Source organism: Shewanella sp. SW1 (assembly GCF_025653545.1).
Lineage (GTDB): Bacteria > Pseudomonadota > Gammaproteobacteria > Enterobacterales > Shewanellaceae > Shewanella > Shewanella oncorhynchi.
The window spans coordinates 106,596-131,997 of sequence record NZ_JAKKSG010000009.1 but is presented as its reverse complement, the minus strand read 5'-3'; the positions used below and the strand labels follow the sequence as shown (position 1 = coordinate 131,997).

At 43.4% G+C, this 25,402-nt stretch carries 17 protein-coding genes and 1 other RNA gene; 12 read left to right on the top strand and 6 right to left on the bottom strand.

Annotated features, from left to right (window positions below):
• The first annotated feature begins 49 nt into the window (after positions 1 to 49).
• The 5 genes from L5M71_RS10115 to ffs all read left to right on the top strand — a co-directional run bounded on the left by L5M71_RS10115 (position 50) and on the right by ffs (position 5,196).
• Positions 50 to 1,510, top strand: a complete 1,461-nt coding sequence (locus L5M71_RS10115; protein WP_263205641.1) for a YcjX family protein — start codon at positions 50 to 52, stop codon at positions 1,508 to 1,510.
• A complete protein-coding gene (locus L5M71_RS10110; RefSeq protein ID WP_263205638.1) occupies positions 1,507 to 2,715 on the top strand; it encodes a YcjF family protein in 1,209 nt (402 codons plus the stop codon). Before L5M71_RS10115 ends, L5M71_RS10110 begins: the two co-directional genes overlap by 4 nt.
• A gap of 341 nt (positions 2,716 to 3,056) precedes the next feature.
• The gene (megL, locus tag L5M71_RS10105; protein WP_263205635.1) at positions 3,057 to 4,250 is read left to right on the top strand and encodes a methionine gamma-lyase; all 1,194 of its coding nucleotides are present in this window, start codon (positions 3,057 to 3,059) and stop codon (positions 4,248 to 4,250) included.
• Positions 4,251 to 4,476: 226 nt separating this feature from the next.
• Positions 4,477 to 4,839, top strand: coding sequence for a ComEA family DNA-binding protein (locus L5M71_RS10100; RefSeq protein WP_263178541.1), 363 nt, complete (start codon positions 4,477 to 4,479; stop codon positions 4,837 to 4,839).
• A gap of 259 nt (positions 4,840 to 5,098) precedes the next feature.
• Positions 5,099 to 5,196: signal recognition particle sRNA small type (gene ffs / locus L5M71_RS10095), an RNA gene on the top strand.
• A gap of 217 nt (positions 5,197 to 5,413) precedes the next feature.
• Here ffs and L5M71_RS10090 read toward each other — a convergent pair.
• The 6 genes from L5M71_RS10090 to dinG are packed head-to-tail and all read right to left on the bottom strand — an operon-like array spanning position 5,414 to position 10,890.
• The gene (locus L5M71_RS10090; protein ID WP_028760452.1) at positions 5,414 to 5,704 is read right to left on the bottom strand and encodes a late competence development ComFB family protein; all 291 of its coding nucleotides are present in this window, start codon (positions 5,702 to 5,704) and stop codon (positions 5,414 to 5,416) included.
• A 33-nt stretch (positions 5,705 to 5,737) separates the two neighbouring features.
• Complete coding sequence (locus L5M71_RS10085; RefSeq protein WP_263203203.1) at positions 5,738 to 6,646, bottom strand: histone deacetylase; 909 nt, start codon at positions 6,644 to 6,646, stop codon at positions 5,738 to 5,740.
• A 29-nt stretch (positions 6,647 to 6,675) separates the two neighbouring features.
• A complete protein-coding gene (locus tag L5M71_RS10080) occupies positions 6,676 to 7,365 on the bottom strand; it encodes a DUF2057 domain-containing protein (RefSeq protein ID WP_261274054.1) in 690 nt (229 codons plus the stop codon).
• Between the two features lie 10 nt (positions 7,366 to 7,375).
• Positions 7,376 to 8,044 carry a primosomal replication protein gene (locus L5M71_RS10075; protein WP_411568970.1) on the bottom strand — a complete coding sequence of 223 codons (669 nt, stop codon included), beginning with the start codon at positions 8,042 to 8,044 and terminating at the stop codon, positions 7,376 to 7,378.
• Complete coding sequence (locus L5M71_RS10070) at positions 8,035 to 8,808, bottom strand: sulfite exporter TauE/SafE family protein (protein ID WP_263205632.1); 774 nt, start codon at positions 8,806 to 8,808, stop codon at positions 8,035 to 8,037. Before L5M71_RS10070 ends, L5M71_RS10075 begins: the two co-directional genes overlap by 10 nt.
• Positions 8,809 to 8,817: 9 nt before the next feature.
• Positions 8,818 to 10,890, bottom strand: a complete 2,073-nt coding sequence (gene dinG / locus L5M71_RS10065; protein ID WP_106650158.1) for an ATP-dependent DNA helicase DinG — start codon at positions 10,888 to 10,890, stop codon at positions 8,818 to 8,820.
• Between the two features lie 137 nt (positions 10,891 to 11,027).
• Here dinG and L5M71_RS10060 point away from each other — a divergent pair, with 137 nt between their 5' ends.
• From L5M71_RS10060 to L5M71_RS10030, 7 genes are all read left to right on the top strand, one after another.
• Complete coding sequence (locus L5M71_RS10060; RefSeq protein WP_263181112.1) at positions 11,028 to 13,457, top strand: DNA polymerase II; 2,430 nt, start codon at positions 11,028 to 11,030, stop codon at positions 13,455 to 13,457.
• A 222-nt stretch (positions 13,458 to 13,679) separates the two neighbouring features.
• Entirely contained in the window at positions 13,680 to 14,891 is a 1,212-nt protein-coding gene (locus L5M71_RS10055; protein ID WP_263205629.1) for a porin, read from the top strand.
• A gap of 270 nt (positions 14,892 to 15,161) precedes the next feature.
• Positions 15,162 to 17,798 (top strand): TonB-dependent receptor, encoded by a 2,637-nt coding sequence (locus tag L5M71_RS10050; protein ID WP_028760444.1) that lies wholly within the window; start codon positions 15,162 to 15,164, stop codon positions 17,796 to 17,798.
• Between the two features lie 821 nt (positions 17,799 to 18,619).
• Entirely contained in the window at positions 18,620 to 21,598 is a 2,979-nt protein-coding gene (locus tag L5M71_RS10045) for a TonB-dependent receptor domain-containing protein (protein ID WP_263163233.1), read from the top strand.
• 1,136 nt (positions 21,599 to 22,734) lie between these two features.
• Positions 22,735 to 23,517 carry a DUF3450 domain-containing protein gene (locus L5M71_RS10040; RefSeq protein ID WP_113938838.1) on the top strand — a complete coding sequence of 261 codons (783 nt, stop codon included), beginning with the start codon at positions 22,735 to 22,737 and terminating at the stop codon, positions 23,515 to 23,517.
• Positions 23,517 to 24,872 carry a MotA/TolQ/ExbB proton channel family protein gene (locus tag L5M71_RS10035; RefSeq protein WP_263138191.1) on the top strand — a complete coding sequence of 452 codons (1,356 nt, stop codon included), beginning with the start codon at positions 23,517 to 23,519 and terminating at the stop codon, positions 24,870 to 24,872. The genes L5M71_RS10040 and L5M71_RS10035 overlap by 1 nt, the downstream gene beginning before the upstream one ends.
• Complete coding sequence (locus tag L5M71_RS10030) at positions 24,872 to 25,399, top strand: MotA/TolQ/ExbB proton channel family protein (RefSeq protein ID WP_113938836.1); 528 nt, start codon at positions 24,872 to 24,874, stop codon at positions 25,397 to 25,399. Before L5M71_RS10035 ends, L5M71_RS10030 begins: the two co-directional genes overlap by 1 nt.
• Positions 25,400 to 25,402 lie beyond the last annotated feature (3 nt).

Here is a 25,402-nt window from a genome sequence, read left to right as displayed (position 1 = left end):
CAACATCACTTGACATAAGTTAACATCATTCGACATAAGGGAAGTCTCTATGGGAATGCTTGATGCCTCGCTCCATAAATTAACCCAAAAGGGCCAATCCCTGTTACATCGCACCGCGGACCGGCATTTACGTTTGGCCGTGACGGGGCTTTCTGGTGCAGGAAAAACAGCGTTTATTACGGGGTTAGTCAATCAGTTACTCAATTCTGGACCTGTCTCAACGTTACCCCATGCCCGCAACAACAGTGCTTTGCCACTGTGGCAGGTGAGCCGCGATCAGCGTTTACTCGGTGTTAAGCGTGCCATGCAGCCGGATCTTGAAATCGCCAGTTTTGATTATCAAGGCGCCATGTTAGCGCTCACTTCCGAACCTGCGATCTGGCCTGCCTCCACTCGTACTATTTCTGAGTTACGATTGGCGATTAAATACCAACCTAAGAAGGGCTTACTGGCAAAGTTTTCTGATACCGCCACCTTGTATTTAGACATAGTCGATTATCCTGGCGAATGGTTACTCGATTTACCTATGTTGCGCCAAGACTTTGTAACCTGGTGTCGCGCTCAACAAGTTCGCATCGAGAATCTTAAAAGCTCACCCTTGTATGCTGAGTTTGAACAATCTTTGATTTTATTGGATTTAGCCGCCAGCGCCGATGAGCAGCAATTAAAGCAGATTGCCGATCAATATCAGCTATTACTCAATGATTTAGTGCACGTGCAAGGTTATTACCAAGCGCAACCTGGGCGCATGTTATTGCCGGGTGAATGGCAGGGCGCTCCCTTATTGGCTTTTTTCCCCCTGTTATTGGTTAATGATGAAAAGTTTGCTGCGCTTTCGCAAAGCGATAAACACAGTGGATTCCATGTACTGGAAAAACGCTATCAAGAATACGTGGCTAAAGTGGTTAGGCCTTTCTATAAAAACCACTTTGCCGGTTTTGATCGGCAGCTAGTACTCGTTGACTGTTTTAGTGCGTTGAATCGCGGTAAAAAGCAATTTGAGGATATGGGCGCGGCGCTCAATGCCATTATGGAAAGTTTTCAGTTTGGCCAATCGAGTTATTTACGGCGTTTATTTGCCCCCCGCATCGACCGTTTGTTGTTTGCCGCGAGCAAGGTTGACCATGTGACTCGCGATCAGCAGAGCCATGTTTTGTCCCTGCTGACCGATATGTTGAAACACAGCCAGCATTTTGCCAGTTTCGATGGTTGTAAAGTGGAGACTATGGCGATTAGCGCCATTAAAGCGACTCGCCATGGCATGGTAACGACCCAAGAGGGCGAGGTGGAAGTCGTGCAGGGGATGGGACTCAATGGTAAAGCCCTGACCTTGTTTCCCGGCGAAGTGCCCACTCGCTTACCTGAAGCGCATTTTTGGCGTGACCAAGGGTTTAATTTTGTTGGGTTCGCGCCGCCGAGCAATGTTAATGTTGACCCTTCTCAAGTGCATTTTGACCATATTCGTCTCGATCATCTGCTGCAGTACTTACTGGGAGATAAGTTGGAATGACGTTAAAGCTATCGGATAACGCTAATGAGCAGGCCTCTAATTTCTCTGTATACTCATTTGAGCATAAGGCGCTGAAAAAGCAGCAACTGTTTGACCCACAAATAGTGGAGCTCAAACCTAGCAAAGAGGAGCTCAAAGGGGCGAAAGCCTTTGATCCCCATACGCCAGTGCAAGAAGTGGCTGCTGATATTGAGGAATTGATGGATGAAACGCTGTCATCCCATCCTAAAATGATCGATGCTAAATCGGTATCGCCTCAACTTGTAAAATCACGCCGTTGGTCTTGGCTCGCTCGTCTAGCAGCTGTGAGTTTATTGCTGCTTGTAGTCGTTCAAACAGGATTAGGACTGAGGGATGCTTGGCTTGAGAGTCCTTGGTTGTTCAGTTTTTATGGTGTGGTGCTTGGGGTTGTCAGTGCGTGGGCATTGGCGAGTGCAGTCAGTGAATACCGTAAGCTCAAGCGACTCAAACAGGTCGCCGATACTCAAGAAACGGGTGCAAGGCTAGCGCAGAGCATGCAAATGGGTGAAGCAGACGGCTTTATCGATAATATCGTTTGTCACTATGAAGACAGCCAAGGTTTGCAGCAACTTCGCCGTTCATTAAAAGATGAACATAATGATGCCGAGAAAGTATTGTTATTCGAGGACTTAGTGCTGACTGAGCGGGATGAACTGGCAAAGAAAGTGGTGCGAAGATATGCAGCCGAGTCGGCAGTGCTACTGGCGGCCAGCCCTTTAGCTGTGCTCGATATGGCGATTATCCTATGGCGTAATCAACGCATGCTGCGCGATGTGGCCCGTTGTTATGGCATTGAGTTAGGTTATTGGAGCCGGATTAAACTTATCCGCAGTATTATCATTAATATTATTTATGCGGGTACCAGTGAGTTAGTTACCGATTTAGGAACACAGCTGTTATCGGTTGAAATGACCGGTAAATTGTCTGCTCGCTTGGCCCAAGGTTTAGGCGGCGGTATGCTAACGGCGCGTCTTGGATATCAAGCCATGGCGCTGTGTCGGCCGATTGTGTTTAGAGAAGATCAAAGGCCTAAATTGTCTAAAGTGCATCAGGAATTGTTGATCGAACTTAAGCAGTTTTCAGGCAAGCTGTTTACCAAGGAAGGTCGCGACGCATTAAAAGGCCAGTTCGCCGATGTTGATGATAGGGTATCGCGGTCATCTAAAGATAAGTCTAAAGAGTAGATGCTATTGAATATCATATGATTAAACGATTCAAATAGCCGAAAGTAGATGCGCTAATGGACTTGTTCCTTAGCGCATTTTTTATGATTTTTGCAGATAAAGAGAATGACTAAGTGCGACGTAAAAGTGCTATGTAACAAGTTAATTACACTTTTGAACGCTGATATTTTCGTCATGCCACTGGCTTCAGTGCTTGGCCGCGTTATGGTAGGGCTTATTCGATAGGGCTAATGTTTCATTAACTTATCTATTAGATTATCCATAATGCGGGCATTGAGCGCTCCACACCAACAATCAATCAAGAACGGGAACTGCTCAATGCCAATGACAAGGAGCTAGGTATGCAAGATGAGTCAGGCAAGATGTGGAAGGCGGCAACACAGGTTATTCATGGCGGCCATGAGCGAGAGGCCTTTGGTGCCTTAGTGACGCCGCTTTACCAAAGTGCGACTTTTGTGTTTGAGTCTGCACAGCAAGGCGGTGAGCGATTTGCGGGTAATGAGCCGGGGTATATTTACACGCGCTTAGGGAATCCGACAACTGCCGAGCTTGAACGTAAAATGGCGATTTTAGAAGGGGCTGAGGCCGCAGCAGCAACTGCTTCTGGTATGGGCGCAGTATCCGCCGCATTGCTGGCTAATTTGCAGATGGGCGATCACTTAGTGGCGTCGAATGCCGTATACGGTTGTACTTATGCGCTAATGACGACTCAGTTTGCCCGCTTTGGTATTGAAGTGTCCCTAGTGGACTTTTCATCGGAAGCAGAAATAGAAGCGGCGATTAAATCCAATACTAAGGTCATTTTCTGTGAAACCCCTGTCAATCCGCATTTGCAGGTATTTGATTTAGCGTCAATTGCGAATATTGCCAAACGTCATCAGTTGGTCAGTATTGTCGATAATACCTTTATGACCCCATTACTGCAGAGGCCGCTGGATTTTGGTATTGATTTGGTGATCCACAGTGCGACTAAATATCTGAATGGCCATGGTGATGTGATTGCGGGGATAGTGTGTGGCAGTGAAGAACAGCTCCATAAAGTGAAGTATGAAATTTTAAAGGATATTGGCGCTGTGATATCGCCACATGATGCTTGGCTGATCTTACGCGGCCTTAAAACCTTAGATGTGCGTTTGCAGCGCCATTGCGATAGTGCTCAGCGTGTGGCGGAGTTTTTGGCGGAACATCCAAGCATTACACGTGTGTATTACCCCGGGCTTAAATCTCATCAAGGGCATAAATTCATTGGCCAGCAGATGAAACGTGCTGGTGGTGTTATCGCGTTTGAACTGGCGGCAAATTTAGAAGAAGCCATGGCCTTTGTCGGATATCTAAAGTTGTTCTCAATTGCGGTGAGTCTAGGTGATGCTGAATCCCTGATTCAACATCCTGCATCGATGACGCATTCACCTTATACGCCAGAGGCAAGGGCTGCCGCTGGGATTGGTGATAATTTGCTGCGGATCTCTATTGGTTTAGAAGATTGTGACGACATCATCGCCGACTTGAACCAAGCGCTAGCTCGATTAGCTTAATGAATGTTGTTATTTTAAAGACCGTTAGCTATTTGAATGATAAAAGGATGCTTTTTGCATCTTTTTATCATAGTCAAGCACTGGCTCATTGAGCTGAAGACAGAAGTTTAGCGATAGTGAATATTTATGACGCCGATTTGGTATTTCGGGACAGCTTAGACTATTTTTGATTTGAGGCCACGGAAGTAGGACGAAAGGCCGCAAATCATGGAATAGAGGAATTGTTATGAAAACCACAAATCGTATACCTGCTTTTATGAGTGCTATAGCATTAACGGCTTTTTTGGCAAGCCTAGCAATCGCAACAGAAACCCCAACCAAGGCCGCCGTGAAAGTACAGGCTAAAACTGAAGCAGGTGAAATGGCATCGGATGTGAAGAAAGCTATGCCAGATGCCGCTCAAGTCAACATCAATACCGCTTCAGCCGAGCAGTTACTCGTGCTCAAAGGGATTGGTGCCGCAAAGGCTCAAGCGATTGTCGACTATCGCACTAAAAATGGTAAGTTCAATGCTATAGATGACTTAGCCAATGTCTCTGGTGTTGGGGCTAAGATAATTGAGCAAAATCGCCATTTGATCAAGTTGTAACCACCTTTGGCGATGATTGCGCTGTAGCCTGCTGATTTTTATGATAAGAGATCCAATAAAACATATATAAAAGTCTGCATTTGCAGGCTTTTATCATTTCAATCACTTCATTTGCTTATAGATTGTGCAGTTAGGTGGGATATTAAGAGATCTTATCGATTAGCGCTTGATCCCATAGGGTCCATGGGGGATAATCCTTCGCGTTCAAGCAATGCTTTGGTTTATGTCATTCAAAGTAATGTTCGAAGTTATGGTGACCCTAGGGTCCCCCCGCAATGATAACTTGTGAACTCGGCCAGGCCCGGAAGGGAGCAACCGCAGCAAGCGACTCGTGTGCCGGGGTGTCGGCTCTAGGGGAACCTCCAATTCAACTTTCCCTCTGTTTATTCCTTTGTACTTCTCTATATCTACTCAATTTATGTTATTCAATATTTTAGTTTGCAGACTATTTCCGTTTTCTGCCGTTAATCATTTATAGCGTTAATATTTCTGCACAATGAGATAATCCATTGCCTGCTTCTGTTCTTGCCACTACAACGGCTAAAAATACTCTCAACAGTAACCTTTAACGAAATTAACGATTGGCTTCGGCTTCTTCCTGTAATCTTTTTTGCAGATTTTGTTTAAGAAAAGCGCGGGACTTTTCGAGTGCGGTTTGGATCTCACGCTTTAATTCCTGCAGCTCGTTATAGTCTTCAAAGAAGTAAGTATCGACGAGGTGGCGTATGTAGCGGACTGGCAGTTGATTTAAGGTCACGCAACATAAGTCGGCGAGATAGTCCTCAGGAAGTTCGTCCATAAGTCCTTCATCTGACAATATTTCCATTAAAAGAACTTCGTAGTAATTACGGATTTCGAGTTGCATTGTTATGCTCCATGACGGTTTTCATTGAGTTTGCTACCACAAATGATTTGCCGCAATAAAAAGTTGGCCGTGTCTTTGGCTTAATTGTAGTGCGTCTCTGCTATAGCCGCCGCCTATCACGGCTGCAATTGGAATATTTTCCGATTTTGCCATTGATAACACAGTTAAATCCCGTCTGAACAGTCCTTCTTGGCTGATATTGAGCAAGCCAAGATCGTCATTTTGATGAATATCGACCCCTGCATCATAAAGAATCAGATCTGGTTGATGGATTCGGATAAGGAGGGCGAGTGTCTGCTCCACGGTTTCGAGATACAGATTGTCATCGCTGCCTTTGGTTAGTTCAATATCATGGTGGGAATACTGCTTACGACTCGGGAAATTCTCTTTGCAGTGAATCGAGCAACTGATGATCCCTTGATGTTGGTGGCTAAGGGTTGCACTGCCGTCACCTTGATGCACATCGCAATCAAAAATCAGTACCTTGTGTACTTGCTGGCTCGCGATGGCATTTCTGGCCGCGAGGATAAGGTCGTTGAAAATACAATAGCCGCTGCCAAAATTGTAATGGGCGTGATGGTAGCCACCCGTGAGATGCAGGGCAATACCCTGATTTATGGCTAATGAAGCTGTGAGTGTGGTGCCTGCTACAGAATGCAAGGTACGCTCAACTAAGGCTTCACTCCACGGGAAACCAATCCGTCTTAGCGCCGCTGTTGGCAAGGTTCCCGCGATAAATTGCTCTACATATTCGCGTTGATGCACTTGTATTACATCTTCTGCATTCATGGCCGTTGGTGCGTGGAATTGTGCAGTCGTGGCAATGTGGTTATCGAGTAAGTACTGCCGTAAATGTGCGTATTTAGTGGTGGGAAATCTGTGATGGGGAGGAAGCGCCAGCTTGGAATAGCTGGCGTGATAAACCAGTGGGATCAGAGTCAATATTGACTAAACCTCGTTATCGCAAGTTGTTATAGCTGTGAAATTGCCCAGCTCATAAATTCTTTACGCGTTTTCTCATCCGCTTGTAGCCACCAGTATTGCAACATTTGTTGTGGATTAGCAGCTGTTGCTTTAGAGGTGTCTACGGGGGCAGTGAGTGACGTCGCGCTAACGGTCGCCGATGTTGCCACGGGTGCTGGTGCAACGGCTACTACTGCTCCAGCTGCACCAGTTGCTGCTGCGGCAGTACCGGATACGTCAACGGCTTGATTACCACTGAAAAGGCGAGAGACGAAGCTTTCTTCTTCTAAATTGGTATTCACCACTTGGTAATTAACGTTGCCTTTGTCACTACGGGTTAATTTGATTTGTGGGTTTTGCGCGTAAACTTTAGGCTTTTTAACGACTTTGCCTTCGGCCGCTTGGAGGTAATATTGATAGTCGCCATCAACGTCTAAGGTCACGATGAAAGGGGCTGATTTAACAAAGGTTTGGCTATCGCTAAAATCATCCTCTACCATTTCATGGTAACGAATGGCGATTTTGTGAGTGCCAGGTGTCAATTCTAAGCTGCTTTTATGATTGAACACGCTAGACTCGACTTTTTTACCATCGAGTGCAAGGTACTCAAAAGACATCGGAATGTTGAGATCTGCGGCGAAGGCTGAAGCAGAACCGAGTAATACTAGCAGGCTGCTGATTGGCAAAAGTGATTTCAATTGTTACTCCTTAACGATTATTACTCTGATACGGACGTTCGAATATTTGAATGCGATCTTCTATATAACTAATAGCTTGCCTGCATTTCCCTAGACGACGATGCATCAAAAGGATGTCATTTTGCAATTTTATTTTGTCAGCACTATGACAGTTTTCAAGTTTTGATTCCATTTCTTCAATTTTTTGTTCAAATTTTTTCGCCCAATTCAGATGTTTGTTCAATTCTTCGTAGATCTCATGACTATTTTGCATCACGTTATTGGCGATCCAATCGAAACCACTGGCTTGGTGAGACTGATTCTGGCGCTGTGCAAAACGGGCACGGCTACTGGCACGCTGCTGAGTTTTAGACTTAATGTCGATAGAAGTGGTCAGCAAGGCTCGTTTGACTGCGGTAAATCTATCTTGGATCCGCTCACAGCTCAGGGCAATGGTCTGGGGGGCGAGTTTAAGCTTAATTTGTTTTTCGAGCTGCATAATACTGTTACGAATTTGTTCAATACAGGGGCCGAGTTGGGCGCCGTGTTGGACAAACAGCGAGTGATTAAAACGCTCTGTTTCTTGCAGGAGTTTGCGCTGTGGCGGCGCGAGTCGATTATCGTGTTGCAGTACTTCTTGCTCTAGGGCTTTGAGCTGATTTTTTAGCATCACCAGTAATTGTTGGGTGTTCACAACCATGCGCTCCATGCCAAATTCGCTGCAATCATTAGTACGATCAAAATAAACAGTGGACGAATAAAGGGCATGCCAAATTTAATCGCGCAGCGGGCGCCGATAAATGAGCCTAACATCATGCACAATCCCATCCACAAACCTATTTGCCACTCTACCTGCCCAAGCCAGCCAAAGATAGTCAATGAGGTCAAGTTGCTGGTGAAGGTCATCGCACGGGCGAGGCCACAGCTGTGCAGTAAAGGCAGTTTATACAAAGAGCCGGATGTGACAGTCCAAAATGCGCCAATGCCTGGGCCAGCAAAACCGTCATAAGTGCCTAAAGCCAGTCCCTGTAGCCATTGTTGCTTGGCTGGCGGCTTGCTGGTTGGTGCTTGGCAGTTAACGTCTGACATCGCATTGGGGCTGACTAAACTGTAAATGGCGATGCCAATGATCAGCAAGGGTAGGACTTTTTCGAGCCATTGAGTATCGACTAAATAGACTAAGAAACTGCCCAATACCGCGCCGATAAAGGTGGCGATAAAAGCCATGTACCAAAACGAGGGTTTAAAGAGGTGCTTGCGATAATAGGTCCAAGCCGCCATAAAAGAGCCAAAGCTTGCGGCTAACTTATTAGTGCCTAATACGGTATGCGGCGCAATGCCTAAGGTTAACAGTGCGGGGATCGACAATAGGCCACCGCCACCCACGACGGCATCAATGAATCCAGCGATAAGACCTATGACTGCCAACAGGGCCCAATGACTGGGCTCGAGTAACAACTCCAAATTTTAATCCTACTCTATAACACGTCTAAAGGGCGGTAAGGCATCCAGTAAGGACTTACCATAGCGTTTAGTGACTAACCGCCTATCTAAAATAGTCACTCGGCCATAATCTTGCTCTTTACGCAGTAATCTACCACAACTTTGAATAAGCTTACGTGAAGCATCTGGGATCGTCAGTTGTAAGAAGGGATTACCGCCTTTGACTTTGACATATTCTGCATGCGCTTGCTCAACGGGCGAGGTTGGCACGGCAAAGGGCAGTTTAGTGACGATCAAATTAGTCAGATAATCGCCCGGTAAGTCGAGACCTTCAGAGAAACTGCCGGTGCCAAACAAGATGCTTGGTTCGCCCTTATCGCATTTAGCTTTATGATTTTCTAATAATTGTTGCCGTGGCGCATTGCCTTGAATAAGTAGTTCAGTGGTGAGTTTGCCTTCAAGTAATTCAACCACTTTTTCCATCTGCCAGTAGGAGGCGAATAGCACTAAGGTTGCCATTTCGCCTTCAATAAGGGTGATGATTTGTTCGGCAAGTTCAGCCGTATAGGCATCATCCGTCGGCTCAGTGCGCATTTTGGGTAAATAAAGTGTCGCATTATTGGGGTAATCGAAGGGCGATTGTAAGGCTAAATAACGACTGCCATCATTGAGTGACAACCCAACTTGATGCACGAAATGGTCAAAGTTATTGAGTGCGCGCAGCGTGGCGCTACATAAGACTACGCCTGCGGCCTTTTGCCACAGCATGGATTCCAGCATAAAACCGACTTCAATCGGCGAGGCGCTAAACAGATAATCCACTTGTTTACCTGTGATGAGTTCGACCCAGCGCGCCATAGGTGCGCCTTTGTGCTTATCTTCCTTGGCCATCATCCTCCACAGTTTCTGCAGGTTTTCGAGCCTTTGCAGCATAAAACCGGTTTCGGCTAACAGTGCTTCGGATTGATGTTTAGGAATGTCGCCATCTTTAATCGCTTCTGCTAGCAGTGACAGCATTTTATTAAACTGTTTGAGGGCAAGATTAGAGGTCACTGCAAGGTTTTCGGCCAGAATGAGTAATGAGTCAGGCAGTTTGCCGTGCTCAAAACGCAGACGGTTTTCAGGATTGGCAAAGTGTTTGGTCTGGGTATCGCAGTAGTGGGCCACTTGATTGAGCTGGCTGATAAGATCGCCTAAATGATCTTGCATCGCCTGCGCGGGGGCAATGATATTGTTGCTCTTTATTTGGTTTTGTAACTTGGCGCAGGTTTTACCAATTTTTTCGAGCCAGTCGCATGCGCCCCTCAGCGTGGCCTGCGCACTGGAGAAATCCCGCGCCACAATCGGTAAGTGATGTGCCTCATCGATAACATAAAACACGTCTTCAGGATCGGGCAAAATCACGCCGCCACCTAGCTCTAAATCGGCGAATAACAAGCTATGGTTGGCGATGAGCACGTCCCAAGTATCGACATCTTCGCGGGCTTTATGGAACGGGCAATTTCTGTGGCTGGCGACTTGGCGATGACAGCTGTGTTTGTCGCAGGCGATTTGTTGCCACAGGTGATCGGGCAGCGGCACGGCTAAGGTGTCGATTTCGCCGTTCCAGCGACCTTCGTTATAGTCTTTTAACAGGCCATGCATCATAGCCACTTGGCTATTGTCAGGTTTAGTTTGCCACATGGCCATTTGTGTACTGTTGTCGTCACCGATGAGCATCGCCAGTTTCGATAGACACACATAACGTTGTCGACCTTTAACTAAGCCAAAGCGGAAATTTAAGCCAGATTGCTCAAGAAAAAAGGGTAAATCTTTATGCAGTAATTGCTCCTGCAAAGCGACAGTTGCGGTAGCGATGCAGACCTTTTTCTTGCTCGCTAATGCCAGTGGAATGGTACCGAGGATGTAAGACAATGATTTACCGATCCCAGTCCCTGCTTCGACCACAATGATGCGCCTATCTTTATCATAGTCGCCGGCGAGGGTCTTAGAGATTTCCGCTACCATATAGTTTTGTTCGCGGCGCGGCCTAAAATTAGGCAAGGCGGTAGCAATATCCTTATAGATGGCGCGGATCTGGGTTTTTACATTGTCAGGTAACATGCGTCACTACTTTATCGAATTAATGCTGTACATAATAACAGTGATTGCATAGCCTAAGAAACTTTTCTGCCATTTGGCGGCATTTTAATTGAGGAACCATCTAAATTGACTAGCTATGCGATTTGGGAACCCATGCGATGAAGTCAGAGGCTACCGCGGCCGTTAGTGTACAAGGTCGAGTCTTAACACGCCATGCGATTCATCGTCATGGGAGTTTAGTGTTGCAGTATTATCTGGCTACCGCCCAAGGCCCTGTGCTGGTGGAAGTGCAAGGCACTGAACACATTTGTTTTTGTCATCAAACTGATGTCACGGCTTTGCAGTTGCAAACGCCGGGTCAAGCATTGCGGTTTGTACCGTTAGCGCTCAAAAGCTTTAAAGGCGGCGCAGTCAGTGGTGTTTATGCTAAATCGAGCAACAGCTTACGTACCTTACAGCGCATCGCTAAAGATGCCGACATCCCCTTATTTGAAGCCGACATTCGCCCTGAACAGCGTTATTTAATCGAGCGGTTTGTGGCACTTGATGTGGCGTTTTTAGGACATTTCTCTGCGCCGACTAGCGACAGTCTTGAGGCTAACTCGCTGCCCGTGTTTATCGCCGAGCGGGCTAAGAGTATTGCCCCTTTAACGGGTGTACATTTGCGCTGTATCTCACTGGATTTTGAATGTAGCTTTGAGGGTTTACTCTATTCGGTTGCACTATATGGTCAAGACAGTGGCCGAGACGGTGAGCAAGATAGCCTCAAGCAGACTTATGAAAAAGTGATTATGGTGGGTGAGGCTGAATCAAACTCTCCCGAATATATTGAATGGGTGGCCGATGAGGCTGCACTCATTCATCGATTAATCGCGTGGTTCCATGAGTTTGATCCTGACTTTATTATCGGTTGGTCAGTGGTGAGTTTCGATCTCGCGCTATTGTCACGCCGTGCATTATTACATCGTATTCCGCTCACCATTGGCCGCGGCGGTGCCAAGCTCGATTGGAAAGTTGATAATAAGTTTCGCCCAGAAACCTTAGTTTTACCGGGCCGTGTGGTACTCGATGGTATCGATTGGCTTAAAGCTGCTTTTTATCACTTTGAGCGGTTCTCGTTGGAATTTGTGTCGCGGCAACTATTAGGTGAAGGCAAGGCCATTCATAACGTCGATAATCGCGTTGAAGAAATTGACCAGCTGTTTAAGACCGATAAACAAGCATTAGCCCATTACAATCTTACCGATAGCCGCCTAGTGTGGGATATTTTTACTCACACTCAATTGTGGGATTTTGCCCTCGCGCGTGCCGAACTGACAGGTTTAGAACTGGGACGGGTAGGGGCTTCGGTGGCGGCGTTTAATCATTTGTATTTACCGCATCTACATCGAGCCGGTTACGTCGCACCCGATGCTCCTGCGAGTGATGGGATCGAAAGCCCCGGTGGCTATGTGATGGATTCTGTACCGGGACTTTATAAGCACATCTTAGTGTTCGATTTTAAAAGTCTGTATCCCTCCATTATTCGTACCTTTTTGATTGACCCTAAGGGATTAATTGAAGGTTTGCGATTGCCCGAGTCTGACTGTGTTGCGGGGTTTCTCGGTGGGCGTTTCAGTCGGCAACAGCCCATTTTACCTAAGCTTATCCAAACATTATCTGAGCAGCGCGAAAAGGCCAAACGTGAGCACAATGCGCCTTTATCCCAAGCGATAAAAATTATCATGAACTCGTTGTATGGGGTTTTAGGTTCTCAAGGTTGTGTTTTCCACGATGCAAAGTTAGCAAGTTCGATCACTATGCGTGGCCATCAAATCATGAAACAAACCCGCGCATGGATAGAAGAGATGGGCTATCAAGTGATTTACGGCGATACGGATTCGACCTTTGTCTGGCTTGGCAGCGAGCCTGATCTCTCAGACATTAACGCCTTAGGTAACACTCTGGCGCGGGAAATTAATGCTAAGTGGCAGGCTAAGATCGGTGAAGATCATCAAGTTGAGAGTTTTCTCGAGTTACAGTTTGAACGCCACTATGAGCAGTTTTTTATGCCGACCTTAAGAGGGTCGTTAGAAGGCAGTAAAAAACGTTATGTTGGCGCGTGGCGTAATGCGAGCGATGAACTTGAGCTTACTTTTAAAGGTATGGAGCAAGTGCGCAGTGATTGGAGCCCTTTAGCGCGCAAAGTTCAAGAGTCACTCTATGAACGGATGTTTAACCAAAGGGATATCAGTGTTTATTTGGCCAGTGTGTTTGAAAAGCTGCTTGATGGCGAGTTGGATGATGATTTGGTATTTCGCAAACGTATGCGACGCAATATTGAAGATTACACGGCTAAATCTTCTCCTCATGTTAAAGTCGCTCAACAATTATGCGACTTAACAGGAGATGCCTCTTTTGGCAAGCGTGGGGCGCAGATTGATTATCAGATTACTGTAAATGGACCGGAATCCTTACTGTACAGAACGTCACCAATTGATTACCAATACTACATTGATAAGCAAATTGGCCCTATTGCCGAGCCTGTTTTTTCGATAATGAAACTAAACTACATGGATATTGCGTCAAAGCAGTTACTGTTAATATAGTGTTTTTAATGTTCTTTATGTGTTGCGCAGGGTGGCGAATGTAGCGTTTTAACCTGTTTTATAGAGGTTAACTGGTTTGTTTTTGTGATGTTAATCGACATATTCTTTAGGTTTAGCTTTGAGGGAATATTGAAAGTTTGCTACCCTTTAAGAGGAAATTGTAAGGAAATATAACAACGGAATGACGTTGACAGAACATAAACAAAAAAGGTTAAGCACCAAATGAACAAGACGTTAGTAGCAACTGCGCTTGCAGCAATTTTTTTAGTTCCATCAGTCTCAGCTATCGAGAGCTATAAAGATAATAAAAATGCCGTAGAAATCGGTGGTTTTATTGATGCACGCGTGATCAACACTCAAGGGGAAACAGAGGTTGTTAACGGCGCATCTCGCATTAATTTTGGTTTTAATCGTGAGTTGACTGACGGTTGGAAAGCATTTGCTAAATTGGAATGGGGTGTGAACCCTGTAGGTAGTAGCGACATCGTCTATAACAATCGCTTCGAATCTGTTCAAGAAGAGTTCTTTTATAACCGTTTAGGTTACGCTGGTCTGTCCCATGACACTTATGGAACACTGACTATTGGTAAGCAGTGGGGCGCTTGGTACGATGTCGTTTACAACACTAACTATGGTTTTGTGTGGGACGGTAACACTGCAGGTGTTTACACTTATAATAAAGATGATGGCGCGGTAAACGGTGTTGGTCGTGGTGATAAAACAGTTCAATATCGCAATGCATTTGGCGATGTAAGCTTTGCAGTTCAAGCACAGTTGAAAAACAGCAGCTTCTATACCTGTGATACAACGGATGATATTTCACAAGCTCAGTGTCAAGCGAACTGGGAAAGCGGTGATAAAGCGGCTCAACAAGTAGAATACAATTATACTTATGGTGGCGCGCTGACCTATAAAGCCACTGATATGCTGACCTTAACTGCGGGTGTTAACCGCGGTGAGTTTGATGTGAGTTTTGGTAACGGCGAACAAACCACTGCGGTTGATCTTATCTACGGTGCGGGTATCACTTGGGGTAACTTCGATAGCAATGGCTTATACGCTGCTGCAAACGTTAACAGACAAGAAAATCATGACACAGACAATATTGGTCGTTTGATTAAAGACGCCTATGGTATTGAAAGTTTAGTTTCTTACAAGTTTGACAATGGATTACGCCCATTCATTTCTTACAACGTGCTTGATGCCGGTAAAGACTATGTCATTCAACCTAACTTTAATGCCGATCCTAACGATGAGTTCAAACGTCAGTTTGTCGTGGTTGGTTTGCACTTTGTATGGGACCCAAACACAGTGCTTTACGTAGAAGCACGTAAAGATTACAGCGATTTTACCAGTGCAGATAAAGAACAAGAAGCTAGAATGGCGCTTTCTGAATCTGACGGCGTTGCCATTGGTATCCGTTACACACTTTAAGTTTTCAGTTTCTATATAGTAGAAACCACTGTTTTAACAAAAAGCCAGTCAGCAATGACTGGCTTTTTGTTTTTAACAATAAGTCAATTTGTAATAAAAAAAACATTGTGTATTTTTTGTTTGTATTTAGTTATCTTTTTGTTGATTAAATGTCTCTCATATGATTTTATGCTTCCGCAGCACTTCGAAATGTTTAAGGTGCCCTTGTTTAAAACTGCTTATTAAATAAGCAAATTATAATAAAAACATGATTTTCCCGGGAGATTGACAATGCATAAAAAAAACTTGATAGCAAAATCTGTGCGCTTTGCACTGATTAGCGGTGTGACTGCTACGGTATTAAATGTACCTTTTACATTTGCAGATGATAAAGATGGAGCAAAAGTTGAGCGTATAGCTGTAACTGGTTCGCGAATTAAACGCGCAGATATGGAAACTGCTAGTCCTGTTAGCGTGATTGATGCTTCAGCCATTATTTCCTCTGGTGCAATATCGATTGATGATGTTTTGCAGAAAATGACTTCGGCTGGCGGTGCTATGACTAACGCTGGCATAAATAATGGTTCTGGTGGTAATTCTCGCATAAACCTCAGAGGATTAGGCACTAACCGTACTCTAGTTTTGGTTAATGGTCGTCGAATGATTGCTTCTGGTACAGGAGCTGCTTCTACTGTTGACCTTAATACGATTCCAGTTTCTATGATCCAAAGAGTTGAAGTACTTAAAGATGGTGCTTCTGCGGTTTATGGTACAGATGCTATTGCTGGTGTGGTTAACGTAATTTTGAAAAGAGACTTTGAAGGTTTTGAAGTCAACGCCCAAACCGGCATTTCTGGAGAAGGTGATGCTGACGAGTCTACGATTGATATGACTTTGGGTAACACCTTTGATAAAGGCAATGTCGTTATAGGCGCACAGTATACAAAGCGTGGCGAGGCAAGCCAAGCTGACCGTGATTTTTCTGATTGCCCTGTAACAGAAACTAAGCCTGATGCAAGTGGTAAAATTAGCTTGTTTTGCGGTGGTAGTGGTTATTCTCAAGGTGGTCATATTTGGGGCGATACTGCAGATCTAAGTGGTAGAGGTGGTACTTACCATGATTATGTTACTGCAAATGATGCATATAACTATGCGAAAGATAGTTATCTATCGACGCCAATGGAACGCTTGAATCTCACGGCTGCTGGAACCTATGAGTTGACAGATACAACTCGTTTCTTTACTGAGGCTATGTATTCAAAGCGTTGGTCAAATCAACAAATGGCTCCTCAACCAATTTGGAACAGCGATGCATGGGTTTATAATCCTATTTCAGCTGGTGGTTGGATGACCGATGACCTGCTGCCATGGGTTAAGCCTGGAGAGGAACTCTCTTATGGTCGTCGCATGGTTGAGTCCGGTACCCGTGACTTTAGTCAAGTTGTAGACACTATTCGTATTGTTTTAGGCGTAGAAGGTGAATTTGATAATGGCTGGAGTTGGGATGCCTCTTATAATAAAGGTCGCAACGACTCTGTCGATACTCTGGCAAATCTACATAATTTAGGTTCAATTAATGCAGCAGTTTTAAAGGGGGAATTTGATCCTTTTTTACAGTCTTCATGGGAAGGTGAGAGCATCACTCCATTCATTTATACCGAAGTAAATAGTGGTGGAAGTGAGTTAGATATTATTGCTGCAACCTTATCGGGTGATATTGTTGAGCTACCAGCGGGTATGATGGGCTTTGCTGCTGGATACGAGAATCGTAAAGAAGCAGCAAAGTTTACACCAGATTCATTAACAGCACAGGGGTTAGCTAATGATCCTCGGGTAGAACCTACCGGTGGTGATTTTAGCGTTAATGAAATTTATGCTGAATTGGCTATCCCATTGTTAAGTGGGTTACCACTAGTGGAACAACTCGATCTGAGTGCTGCAATGCGTTATTTTGATTACAGCACGTTTGGTGATGACACTACATGGAAACTAGGCTTAACTTGGCGAGTATATGATGACCTTATGTTCCGTGGGGGGTTGTCTACTGCATTCCGTGCTCCAACTGTTGATGAGTTATATGGTGGTAAGTCACCATCCTTCGAACAAATTGTTCATCCTGCAACAGAACAAGACCAAGCAGAAGTCACTGTTGGCGGTAATGGGTTATTAACTCCAGAAGAAGCCGACATTACAACGATAGGTTTAGTTTATTCACCAAGCTTCGTAGATGGTCTGTCTATGACTGTTGATTACTACGATATTGAATTAACAAACACTATAACTTCTGTTGACAACAATTATATTGCTAACCAATGTTTAGATGCTGCAGGTAATAAGATCAATACTGATACTGTATTGTGTCAATCTTCTAATATTCAGATTGATAACAGTGGTCGTATTAAGTTTGACAATGGCCTACAAAATATCGGTGCGACGAACACTGCGGGTTATGACATTAATGTTGCTTATGCATTTTCAGCTCTAGGATTGGATTGGAAAGCAGGTTGGGATACATCAATTCTGACCGAATATGAAGAATTCGATCCTGATGGTGTTGCTGTGGATTATCGTGGTTACATTACCGGCGGTACGGGAGCCTATGCAAAATTCAAGAGTAATATGAACATCACTGCTAGTGCAGATGACTGGAGCTTTACTTACGAAGCTCGTTATATTGATGGGATGGACTCATTTGCTTGTAAAGGCAAAGAATCTAGTTGTTATGCACCAACAGTTGGGAGTGTTATATACCATGATCTATCAGGATCTTATGATTTAACTCAAAACATTCGTCTATCAGGTGGTATCAATAACCTGTTTGATAAAGAGCCTCCCTATTACACAGGTAATAATGACTCAAACACAGATCCATATACTTATGAAATGTTAGGTCGTTATTTCTTCGTTCGTGCGAGTATGAAGTTCTAAATCCTCGTTAGCGGGAGTCATTATTTTGTTCCAGCTTTAATTATAAAAACCCTGAGGCAACTTGGGGTTTTTTATCATCAGAATGAAGAAAATGGAAAACTAACTGGTATATAGCGTAATGGTCATTTAGATTAAGTCATTTATTTCAATAAGTTGGTCACCTTAAATAACGAGCGCTTCTCAAATGGAAGGTAATTCAAATTTTGTTATTGTATTTGTTCGACAAATTTTCAGAACTCGTCAGTTCTGCCCGCACACGTAAACTATCATAGACATCTTTGGTCATTGTTCTTATTGGCAATCAAGGACAAGTCAAATCCAGTCAAATGTCGGTATTAAAATCACTTTGGTTAAAAGTGCATGTTTAAGCAGAACTGAGGTTGTTTGTTGAAAATTATTCCCATGTTGTAATGATCCCCCCCATTTTGTTGAACAAAATTTAGCCATAAAATGTCAGGTTTTTTGAGCACTTATACTTAAAAGTGATTTTAAGTGTTAATTTTTTGCAAGTATTTATGTTTGAGTTGTTTTTCAATTTGATAATGGGGAACTCTCCATCACTATGAAATAAGTGCTTAAATTTCATTGATTTATGATTTTTATTCAATTCGACACTAGACAAAGCTTATGGCTAATCATCAGCTTTAAACTATTCACAAACAGCGATCGTTGTGTTATTTCAGTTTCAATTGTTGATTAAGTGTTTTAAATGTGATTTTATTGGGCTGATTTAGATTGTTGTGTTGCGTTTAGGTGTGACCTGTCGTGTGATGACGATGGGAATATTATAATAAAGACATACTTATATAGGGAGATTGACAATGTATAAGAACAGCTTTTTAAGCCATTCAATAAAGTACGCATTAGTTGGTAGTGCAGCTGTTGCTGCTCTAAGCACATTTTCTGTTGCTGCAGCAGAAGGTGAGGCAGTTGTTGCGGAAAAAACAATTGAGAAAATTGAAGTAACAGGATCTCGCATTCGTTCAACAGACTTGCAAGGTTTCTCACCTGTGCAGGTTATTGGCGCAGATGAGATTGACACTTCGAGTGTTGCTAACGTTCAAGAATTGCTGCTTAAAAACCCAGCATTTGGTGCCCCAGCACTCAGCCGTACTAACTCTAACTTTTTAACATCAGGTTCTGGAGTTGCTACTGTTGACTTACGTAATCTAGGAACAGCTCGTACCTTGGTCTTGGTTAATGGACGTCGCTTTGTGTCTGGCGTACCAGGTGATACTGCTGTTGACTTAAATACAATTCCAACACAATTCATTGAGCGTGTTGAGATTATGACGGGCGGCGCTTCAGCCGTTTATGGTTCAGACGCTGTGGCTGGCGTAGTTAACATCATCTATAAAAAAGAATTTGAAGGTATTGAATTTGATGTTCAAAAAGGTCAAAGCGCCGAAGGTGATAGCGAAGATGATCAAATTCAATTTACTATGGGTACATCATCTGCTAACGGCAAAGGTAACATCATGGTGCATGGTGCTTACACTAACCAAGGTGCAGTTTATTCACGCGATCGTGATCGTTCAGCAATAGATCAAATATCTTTAGGTGCTGCAGTAACGGGTCTGCCTGAAGATATGTTTACGCCGATGCAACCATTTTATTCAAGTTTTGCACCACAAGGCCGTTTTGTTGCAGGTGGTAAGCCATATACTTATGATAAGAACGGTAACTTTATCTCTGGTTTCTCAACCAATGGAACAGATACCCGTGAAGCTGACGGCTACAACCGCAACGCTATTCGTACAATTGCGGTACCTACAGAGCGCTACCTTTTTGCAGCGACAGGTAAGTATGAGTTTGCGGATGGATGGAACGCTACACTTGAAGGAACCTATGCGTCAACTCAAACACAGAGCCAGTTAGAACCCTTTGCACTGTCTTCTGTAGATATTTTTAAAGGCTCTGGTGGACAGCTTCCTGTAGAGTTTGAACAATTTATTGAAAGTGCGACTAATCCCGGTGAATATGAGCGTACTTTAGTTCGCAACTCTGTGATACCTGATGAGCTTTATAACTTAGCTACAGATACAAATGGTGATGGTTTAAGAGATATCTCTTTCACTCGCCGTATGTCTGATATAGCTAACCGTGGTAGCAGAGCTGACCGTGATACATTCCGTATTATGACTAGTATTGATGGCGAATTAGCTGACGGCTGGTTTTTAGATACTTATTTCTCATACGGTCAAAGTAAAGAAGGACAAACTGGCACTGGGCAAGTTAACGTTCTGAATTTTAAATCTGCGTTAGAAGCTGTTACTGATGAATATGGTAACAAAGTATGTCGTGATGCTACTGCTCGCGCTCAAGGTTGTGTGCCGATCAATATATTTGGCGCAGGCACTGTGTCACCTGAAGCCGCTAATTATGTGAATGCACCTAGCTCGTTAAACACACTTGCAACACAAACAGTTGCAGGTATGAATATCTCTGGTGATGTCTTTGAATTACCTGCTGGTTTCGTCGGTGTTGCAGTGGGGGCCGAGTACCGTGAGGAATATGCTCGTAGTGAATTTGATGCGTTACAACAAGCTGGCTTAAATGCGGGTAATGCTATACCAAGCACTGAGGGCGAGTTTGATGTGATGGAATATTTCACTGAGGTGAATGTGCCATTGATTGCTGATGCATTTATGGCTAAGCAGTTAAATTTACGTGGTGCAGTACGTTTCTCTGATTATTCTACCGTAGGCAATACTGAAAGCTGGAACGTTGCTCTTGATTGGGCACCAATTGATGAGCTTCGTTTTAGGGCAATTCGTGCGATATCAACTAGAGCACCAAACATAAATGAGCTGTATTCACCACCAAGCCAAACTTTCCCACCTGGTTTAACTGATCCTTGTCAGGGGGTGACAGCAACAACAACAGGCGCGCAAGCTGAGGCATGCCGAACAGATGCTGGTGTGATGGCAAACATTGCTCAAAATGGGGCATTCACTTTAAATCAATCAGATATTCAAGGTATTAGTGGTTTTAACCGTGGTAACCCAGATTTAGACGCTGAAAAAGGTAAGTCATGGACTTATGGTGTAACCTACTCACCAGATGGTATTGCGGTATTAGAGGACTTTGATTTTAATATTGATTATTTCGACATTGAAATTGAAGACGCTATAGTTAGTACTGACCGTCAGTACATTTTGGATCAATGTTACGGAGGTAATGCTGCATTATGTAGTTTTGTTACCCGTCGACAAGCACCTGAAGGCCCGAACAGTGCTGGTTCTTTAGAGTATATTGACTCTGCTGTAACCAACAGCGGTGGTTATGCTACATCGGGTGTTGACTATGTCATAACTTACGCTAAAGATTTAGAAGATTATGGTTTAGTCGGTCAAACCAATGCACGTCTAGCATATACCCATGTGATTACAGGTTATGAAATACCGTTGCCAGGTGCTGAGCCAGATAATTTTAATGGGGAAATTAATGCTCCACAAGATAAGTTTTACTTATCACTAGGCTATGAAATTGGTGATTTCAATATTGTTTGGAATACGACCTATATTGGTGAGTCATTCCTAGATGATTCATTCCTGTCAGGCTACGACTTAGCTCCCGAGTCTGTTGGTGTTGGTTCTGTTACTTACCATGACTTAAATGTAGCATATCGTCCATTTGATATGGCTGAGTTTTATGTTGGTATTAATAACTTATTCGACCAAGATCCTCCACCAATTATCAGTGGATTGCCAGATAGTAGCACTGGTGTAGAAACTGCTGCGAGTACTTATGATCCAATTGGTCGTCGTTACTATGCGGGTGTAAGATTTAAGTTTTAAGATTTAGTTGGTATAAAGCCCTCTGGATGTCTAGAGGGCTTTTTTATATTTACGGTATTTAATTTGGTTTTGTCTGCTAGCGGGTTAGTTAACATCGGTTATAAATGGGTATTTTCTTTTCTAGTTGATTTTTATGCTCATCTTTTTAGCCTGGAAGGCATAAGCAACTGGACCTTTGATGAAATTCACTAAAACTCAGGCAACTACGTCGCCTTAGATGTACTATCTGAGAAATATTTTTCAGTTAATCAAAAACTTTATTGATCATAAATCGGTTACGCAGCATCAAGTCCAAGCATTCTGAGTTTAAGTTAGTTAAGTTATTAAAAACGATGCCAGTTGGTTTGAATTAGCGGTTAAACAGAGACTCATGGCGCTAAGGTTGTTCAGAACAGTTTAAGAATGCCGGTATCGCTGGTGAATTAAGGAAGTGCTTCGGGCAGATAAATTCAGTTAAATAGGTTTTGAAATTGCTATATTCAGACTGATGTAAGGCCACAGCTAGGGAGTGATGACTTTATTGCAATTGGGTTTTGTTCGCTTTTATCCGCAGTTCGGATGAGTCAAATTAATGAAAGCTTCCTTTAAATTATCCATTCTAAATTCTTCTACTATTAACATTTCTCGAAAAAACTGGGTCTTCGATTTCTTTAATACTGTTTCACTCCTAATCCTTAAGTAAATTTTGATTGAGAGGAGTAGGATATGAGTAAAGAGCATCTACTTGAGTCGTCTTTATGTTAAAAAATGTTAATTTTAATAAACAGGATACACAAAGTTGGCCGTTAGCTATCGTTATGATTTTATATGTTTTTAATTAATTTTTTATTTTTTGGAACAAAAAGTAATAACCCTAAAGATTCATTTCCGCCTAAAAAAACACCTTTCGTAAAAAATTTCATTATTAGCGCTTCTTTACACTAGTTTTTAGTCGTCTGAAATGTTGACACAGGTCAACATTTTGTGAAATGATGCCAGCGGGTCTATGCCTGTAAGGGCGTAGGAAAGGGAAGAAAAAACTAAGAATCACAAGAGAAAGACGAACTTACAGAAATTTTTTCGGCAAGTATTTATTCCTTGTCGTTATGTTGCTGGTAAGTTAAACCTTTTTATTCACTTCAAATTGGTTGGGAACTATGTCCAAGGTAAGCAATAGAACAAAAATCGCTACTGCACTTGTTGGCGTGCTGGCATTAGCGAGCAGCAACTTAGTAGTTGCAGATCCTCTTACCGACGTGCAGAAAGCGGATAGTATGATCCATGCTGATGCTGCTGCGTCGCAAAAGAACGTTGATAAGTATTTCGATCAAGCACAAGACATGCTTTTTGAGTATGGTTCTGTCGCAGATGAGCGCGAATCACTGAAATCATATAACGATTACGTTGCAAGCTTAGTCGCTGATCAACAAAAGACAATGGATTCAGTGCAGGGTGACATCAATGGTGTAGATAAACTTCGCCAAGGTGTTGTGCCATTAATGTTTAAAATGGTTGAGTCATTAGAACAGTTTGTTCAATTAGATTTACCTTTCAATTCTGAAATACGTACTAATCGTGTTAATGAACTGAAAAAACTTCTTAATACTGCCGAAGTAACACTAGCAGAAAAATACCGTCTAATTCTTGATGCTTATAGTATTGAGCGTGAATACGGTAGTGCTGTTGCCGTTAACCAAGGTAAGTTAAACCTAGATGGCAAAGAAGTGTTGGTTGACTTCTTTAACTTAGGTCGTGTTGCTCTTTATGCACAGAGTTTAGATCAAAAGACTGGCTGGATGTACAACCCAGAATCTAAGGGTTGGGATAAGTTAGATGACAGCTATTTGCGTGAACTGACCAAAGGTATCCGCATTGCCCGTAAACAAGGCGCTCTAGATCTATTCGCGTTACCAATTCCTGCTGCGGAGACTGCACAATAATGAAGAAGTTAATTACTACAGCTGTGTTGGCTGCAAGTTTCTCTTTAACTGCTGGTATGGCGAGCGCTGCTGATGCGCCTAAGTCAATTGACCAATTATTGCAACAAGTTAAAGTTGAACGCGCTGCAGAAGGTAAAGTCAACAGCAAGCGTGAGCAAGAGTTCCAAGCAGAGCGTGGCGATAAGGCCGCTTTACTGCAAAAAGAAAAAAATGCGTTAGCTGCTGAAAAGCAACGTGGTAAAGATTTAAACCAAGCGTTCTTAGATAACGAGCGTAAAATTGCTCAGTTAGAAGAAGATCTAAAAACGGCTCAAGGTGACTTGGGTGAAATGTTTGGTGTAGTTAAAGGTGAAGCCGGTGATTTCGCTGGTAAACTGGCAAGCTCAAACATCAGTGCTCAATTCCCAAATCGCGATAAGTTTATCGCTGATTTAGGTGCCCGTAAGCAATTGCCAAAAATTGAAGAGTTAGAACAATTTTGGCAAGAGCAGCTATTTGAAATGGCGCAATCTGGCAAAGTGGTTAAATTTGAAGGTTCTGTTACCGAAATTGATGGTAACGTGAAAACGACGACTATTCATCGTATTGGTGCTTATAACTTAACGGCTGACGGTAAATACGTTGTATATAACCCTGAATTAGGTTTAATTCAGCAGTTATCTCAACAACCTGAAGGCTATCAAGTTAGCGCTGTTGCTAAATGGGAAGAAACGGCCTCTGGTACAGCACCTTTCTATATTGACCCTGCACGTGGCGTACTGTTAAACATCTTTACGAACAAAGCTAGCATGGAAGATCGTATCGAGTCAGGCGGTACCATTGGTTATATTATTCTGATATTACTTGCTATTGGTTTATTAATTGCGGTTGAGCGTTTCGTTGTGCTGGCAGCTATCGGTGCAAAAGTTAAACGCCAAGCTAAGAATGTTGATAACCCAGGTAACAATGCCCTTGGTCGTATCTTGAAGGTTTACCATGAAAACAAAGATGTTGATGTTGAAACATTAGAGTTGAAACTGGATGAAGCTATTCTGAAAGAAACGCCTGCATTAGAAGCTCGAATTTCAATTTTGAAAGTCATTGCAGCTATCGGCCCAATGTTAGGTCTACTAGGTACAGTAACTGGTATGATTGCGACCTTCCAAAGTATCCAACTGTTCGGTACTGGCGATCCTAAACTGATGGCGGGTGGTATCTCTATGGCTCTGGTTACTACAGTACAAGGTTTAGTTGCGGCTCTGCCACTGATGTTACTACATGCAATACTCGTTGCGCGTAGCAAATCAATCACCCAAATTTTGGAAGAGCAAAGTGCGGGCATTATCGCAGCACATGCTGAGAAGAGGGCTAACTAATGATGCTATACCTGATGGACATATGGGATTCCGTCAGGGGCTTCATGGCCGCTGGAGGAAACGTCCTTTGGTTGGTTGCGTTTGTATTGTTCTTCATGTGGGTATTGATGCTTGAGCGTTATTGGTATCTTAATTGGATATCACCAAAGCAACATAAAGCTATCATATCTGCGTGGGATGCTAGAGAGGAAACAACCTCTTGGTACGCACACCGTATCCGTGAAGCTTGGCTGTCCCAAGCGAAGCAAGATTTGAATGCACGTATGCTGATGATTAAAACCTTAGTAGCTATTTGTCCTATGATAGGTTTGTTAGGTACCGTAACCGGTATGATTTCAGTGTTTGATGTGATGGCAGTTCAGGGGACGAGTAATGCTCGTTTAATGGCGGCTGGTATTTCAATGGCGACTATGCCCACGATGGCGGGGATGGTTGCAGCATTATCGGGAGTATTCTTTAGTACTCGTCTGGATGTAAAAATGAAAATCAGTTTAGAAAAGCTAAAAGACAGCATGCCGCACCACTAGAGA

Excerpts from the sequence above, each read along its gene's own strand:
- L5M71_RS10115 (WP_263205641.1), top strand. The coding sequence starts at position 50 with ATGGGAATGCTTGATGCCTCGCTCCATAAATTAACCCAAAAGGGCCAA.
- L5M71_RS10110 (WP_263205638.1), top strand. The coding sequence starts at position 1,507 with ATGACGTTAAAGCTATCGGATAACGCTAATGAGCAGGCCTCTAATTTC.
- megL (WP_263205635.1), top strand. The coding sequence starts at position 3,057 with ATGCAAGATGAGTCAGGCAAGATGTGGAAGGCGGCAACACAGGTTATT.
- L5M71_RS10100 (WP_263178541.1), top strand. The coding sequence starts at position 4,477 with ATGAAAACCACAAATCGTATACCTGCTTTTATGAGTGCTATAGCATTA.
- L5M71_RS10090 (WP_028760452.1), bottom strand. The coding sequence starts at position 5,704 with ATGCAACTCGAAATCCGTAATTACTACGAAGTTCTTTTAATGGAAATA.
- L5M71_RS10075 (WP_411568970.1), bottom strand. The coding sequence starts at position 8,044 with ATGGTTGTGAACACCCAACAATTACTGGTGATGCTAAAAAATCAGCTC.
- dinG (WP_106650158.1), bottom strand. The coding sequence starts at position 10,890 with ATGTTACCTGACAATGTAAAAACCCAGATCCGCGCCATCTATAAGGAT.
- L5M71_RS10060 (WP_263181112.1), top strand. The coding sequence starts at position 11,028 with ATGAAGTCAGAGGCTACCGCGGCCGTTAGTGTACAAGGTCGAGTCTTA.
- L5M71_RS10055 (WP_263205629.1), top strand. The coding sequence starts at position 13,680 with ATGAACAAGACGTTAGTAGCAACTGCGCTTGCAGCAATTTTTTTAGTT.
- L5M71_RS10050 (WP_028760444.1), top strand. The coding sequence starts at position 15,162 with ATGCATAAAAAAAACTTGATAGCAAAATCTGTGCGCTTTGCACTGATT.
- L5M71_RS10045 (WP_263163233.1), top strand. The coding sequence starts at position 18,620 with ATGTATAAGAACAGCTTTTTAAGCCATTCAATAAAGTACGCATTAGTT.
- L5M71_RS10040 (WP_113938838.1), top strand. The coding sequence starts at position 22,735 with ATGTCCAAGGTAAGCAATAGAACAAAAATCGCTACTGCACTTGTTGGC.
- L5M71_RS10035 (WP_263138191.1), top strand. The coding sequence starts at position 23,517 with ATGAAGAAGTTAATTACTACAGCTGTGTTGGCTGCAAGTTTCTCTTTA.
- L5M71_RS10030 (WP_113938836.1), top strand. The coding sequence starts at position 24,872 with ATGATGCTATACCTGATGGACATATGGGATTCCGTCAGGGGCTTCATG.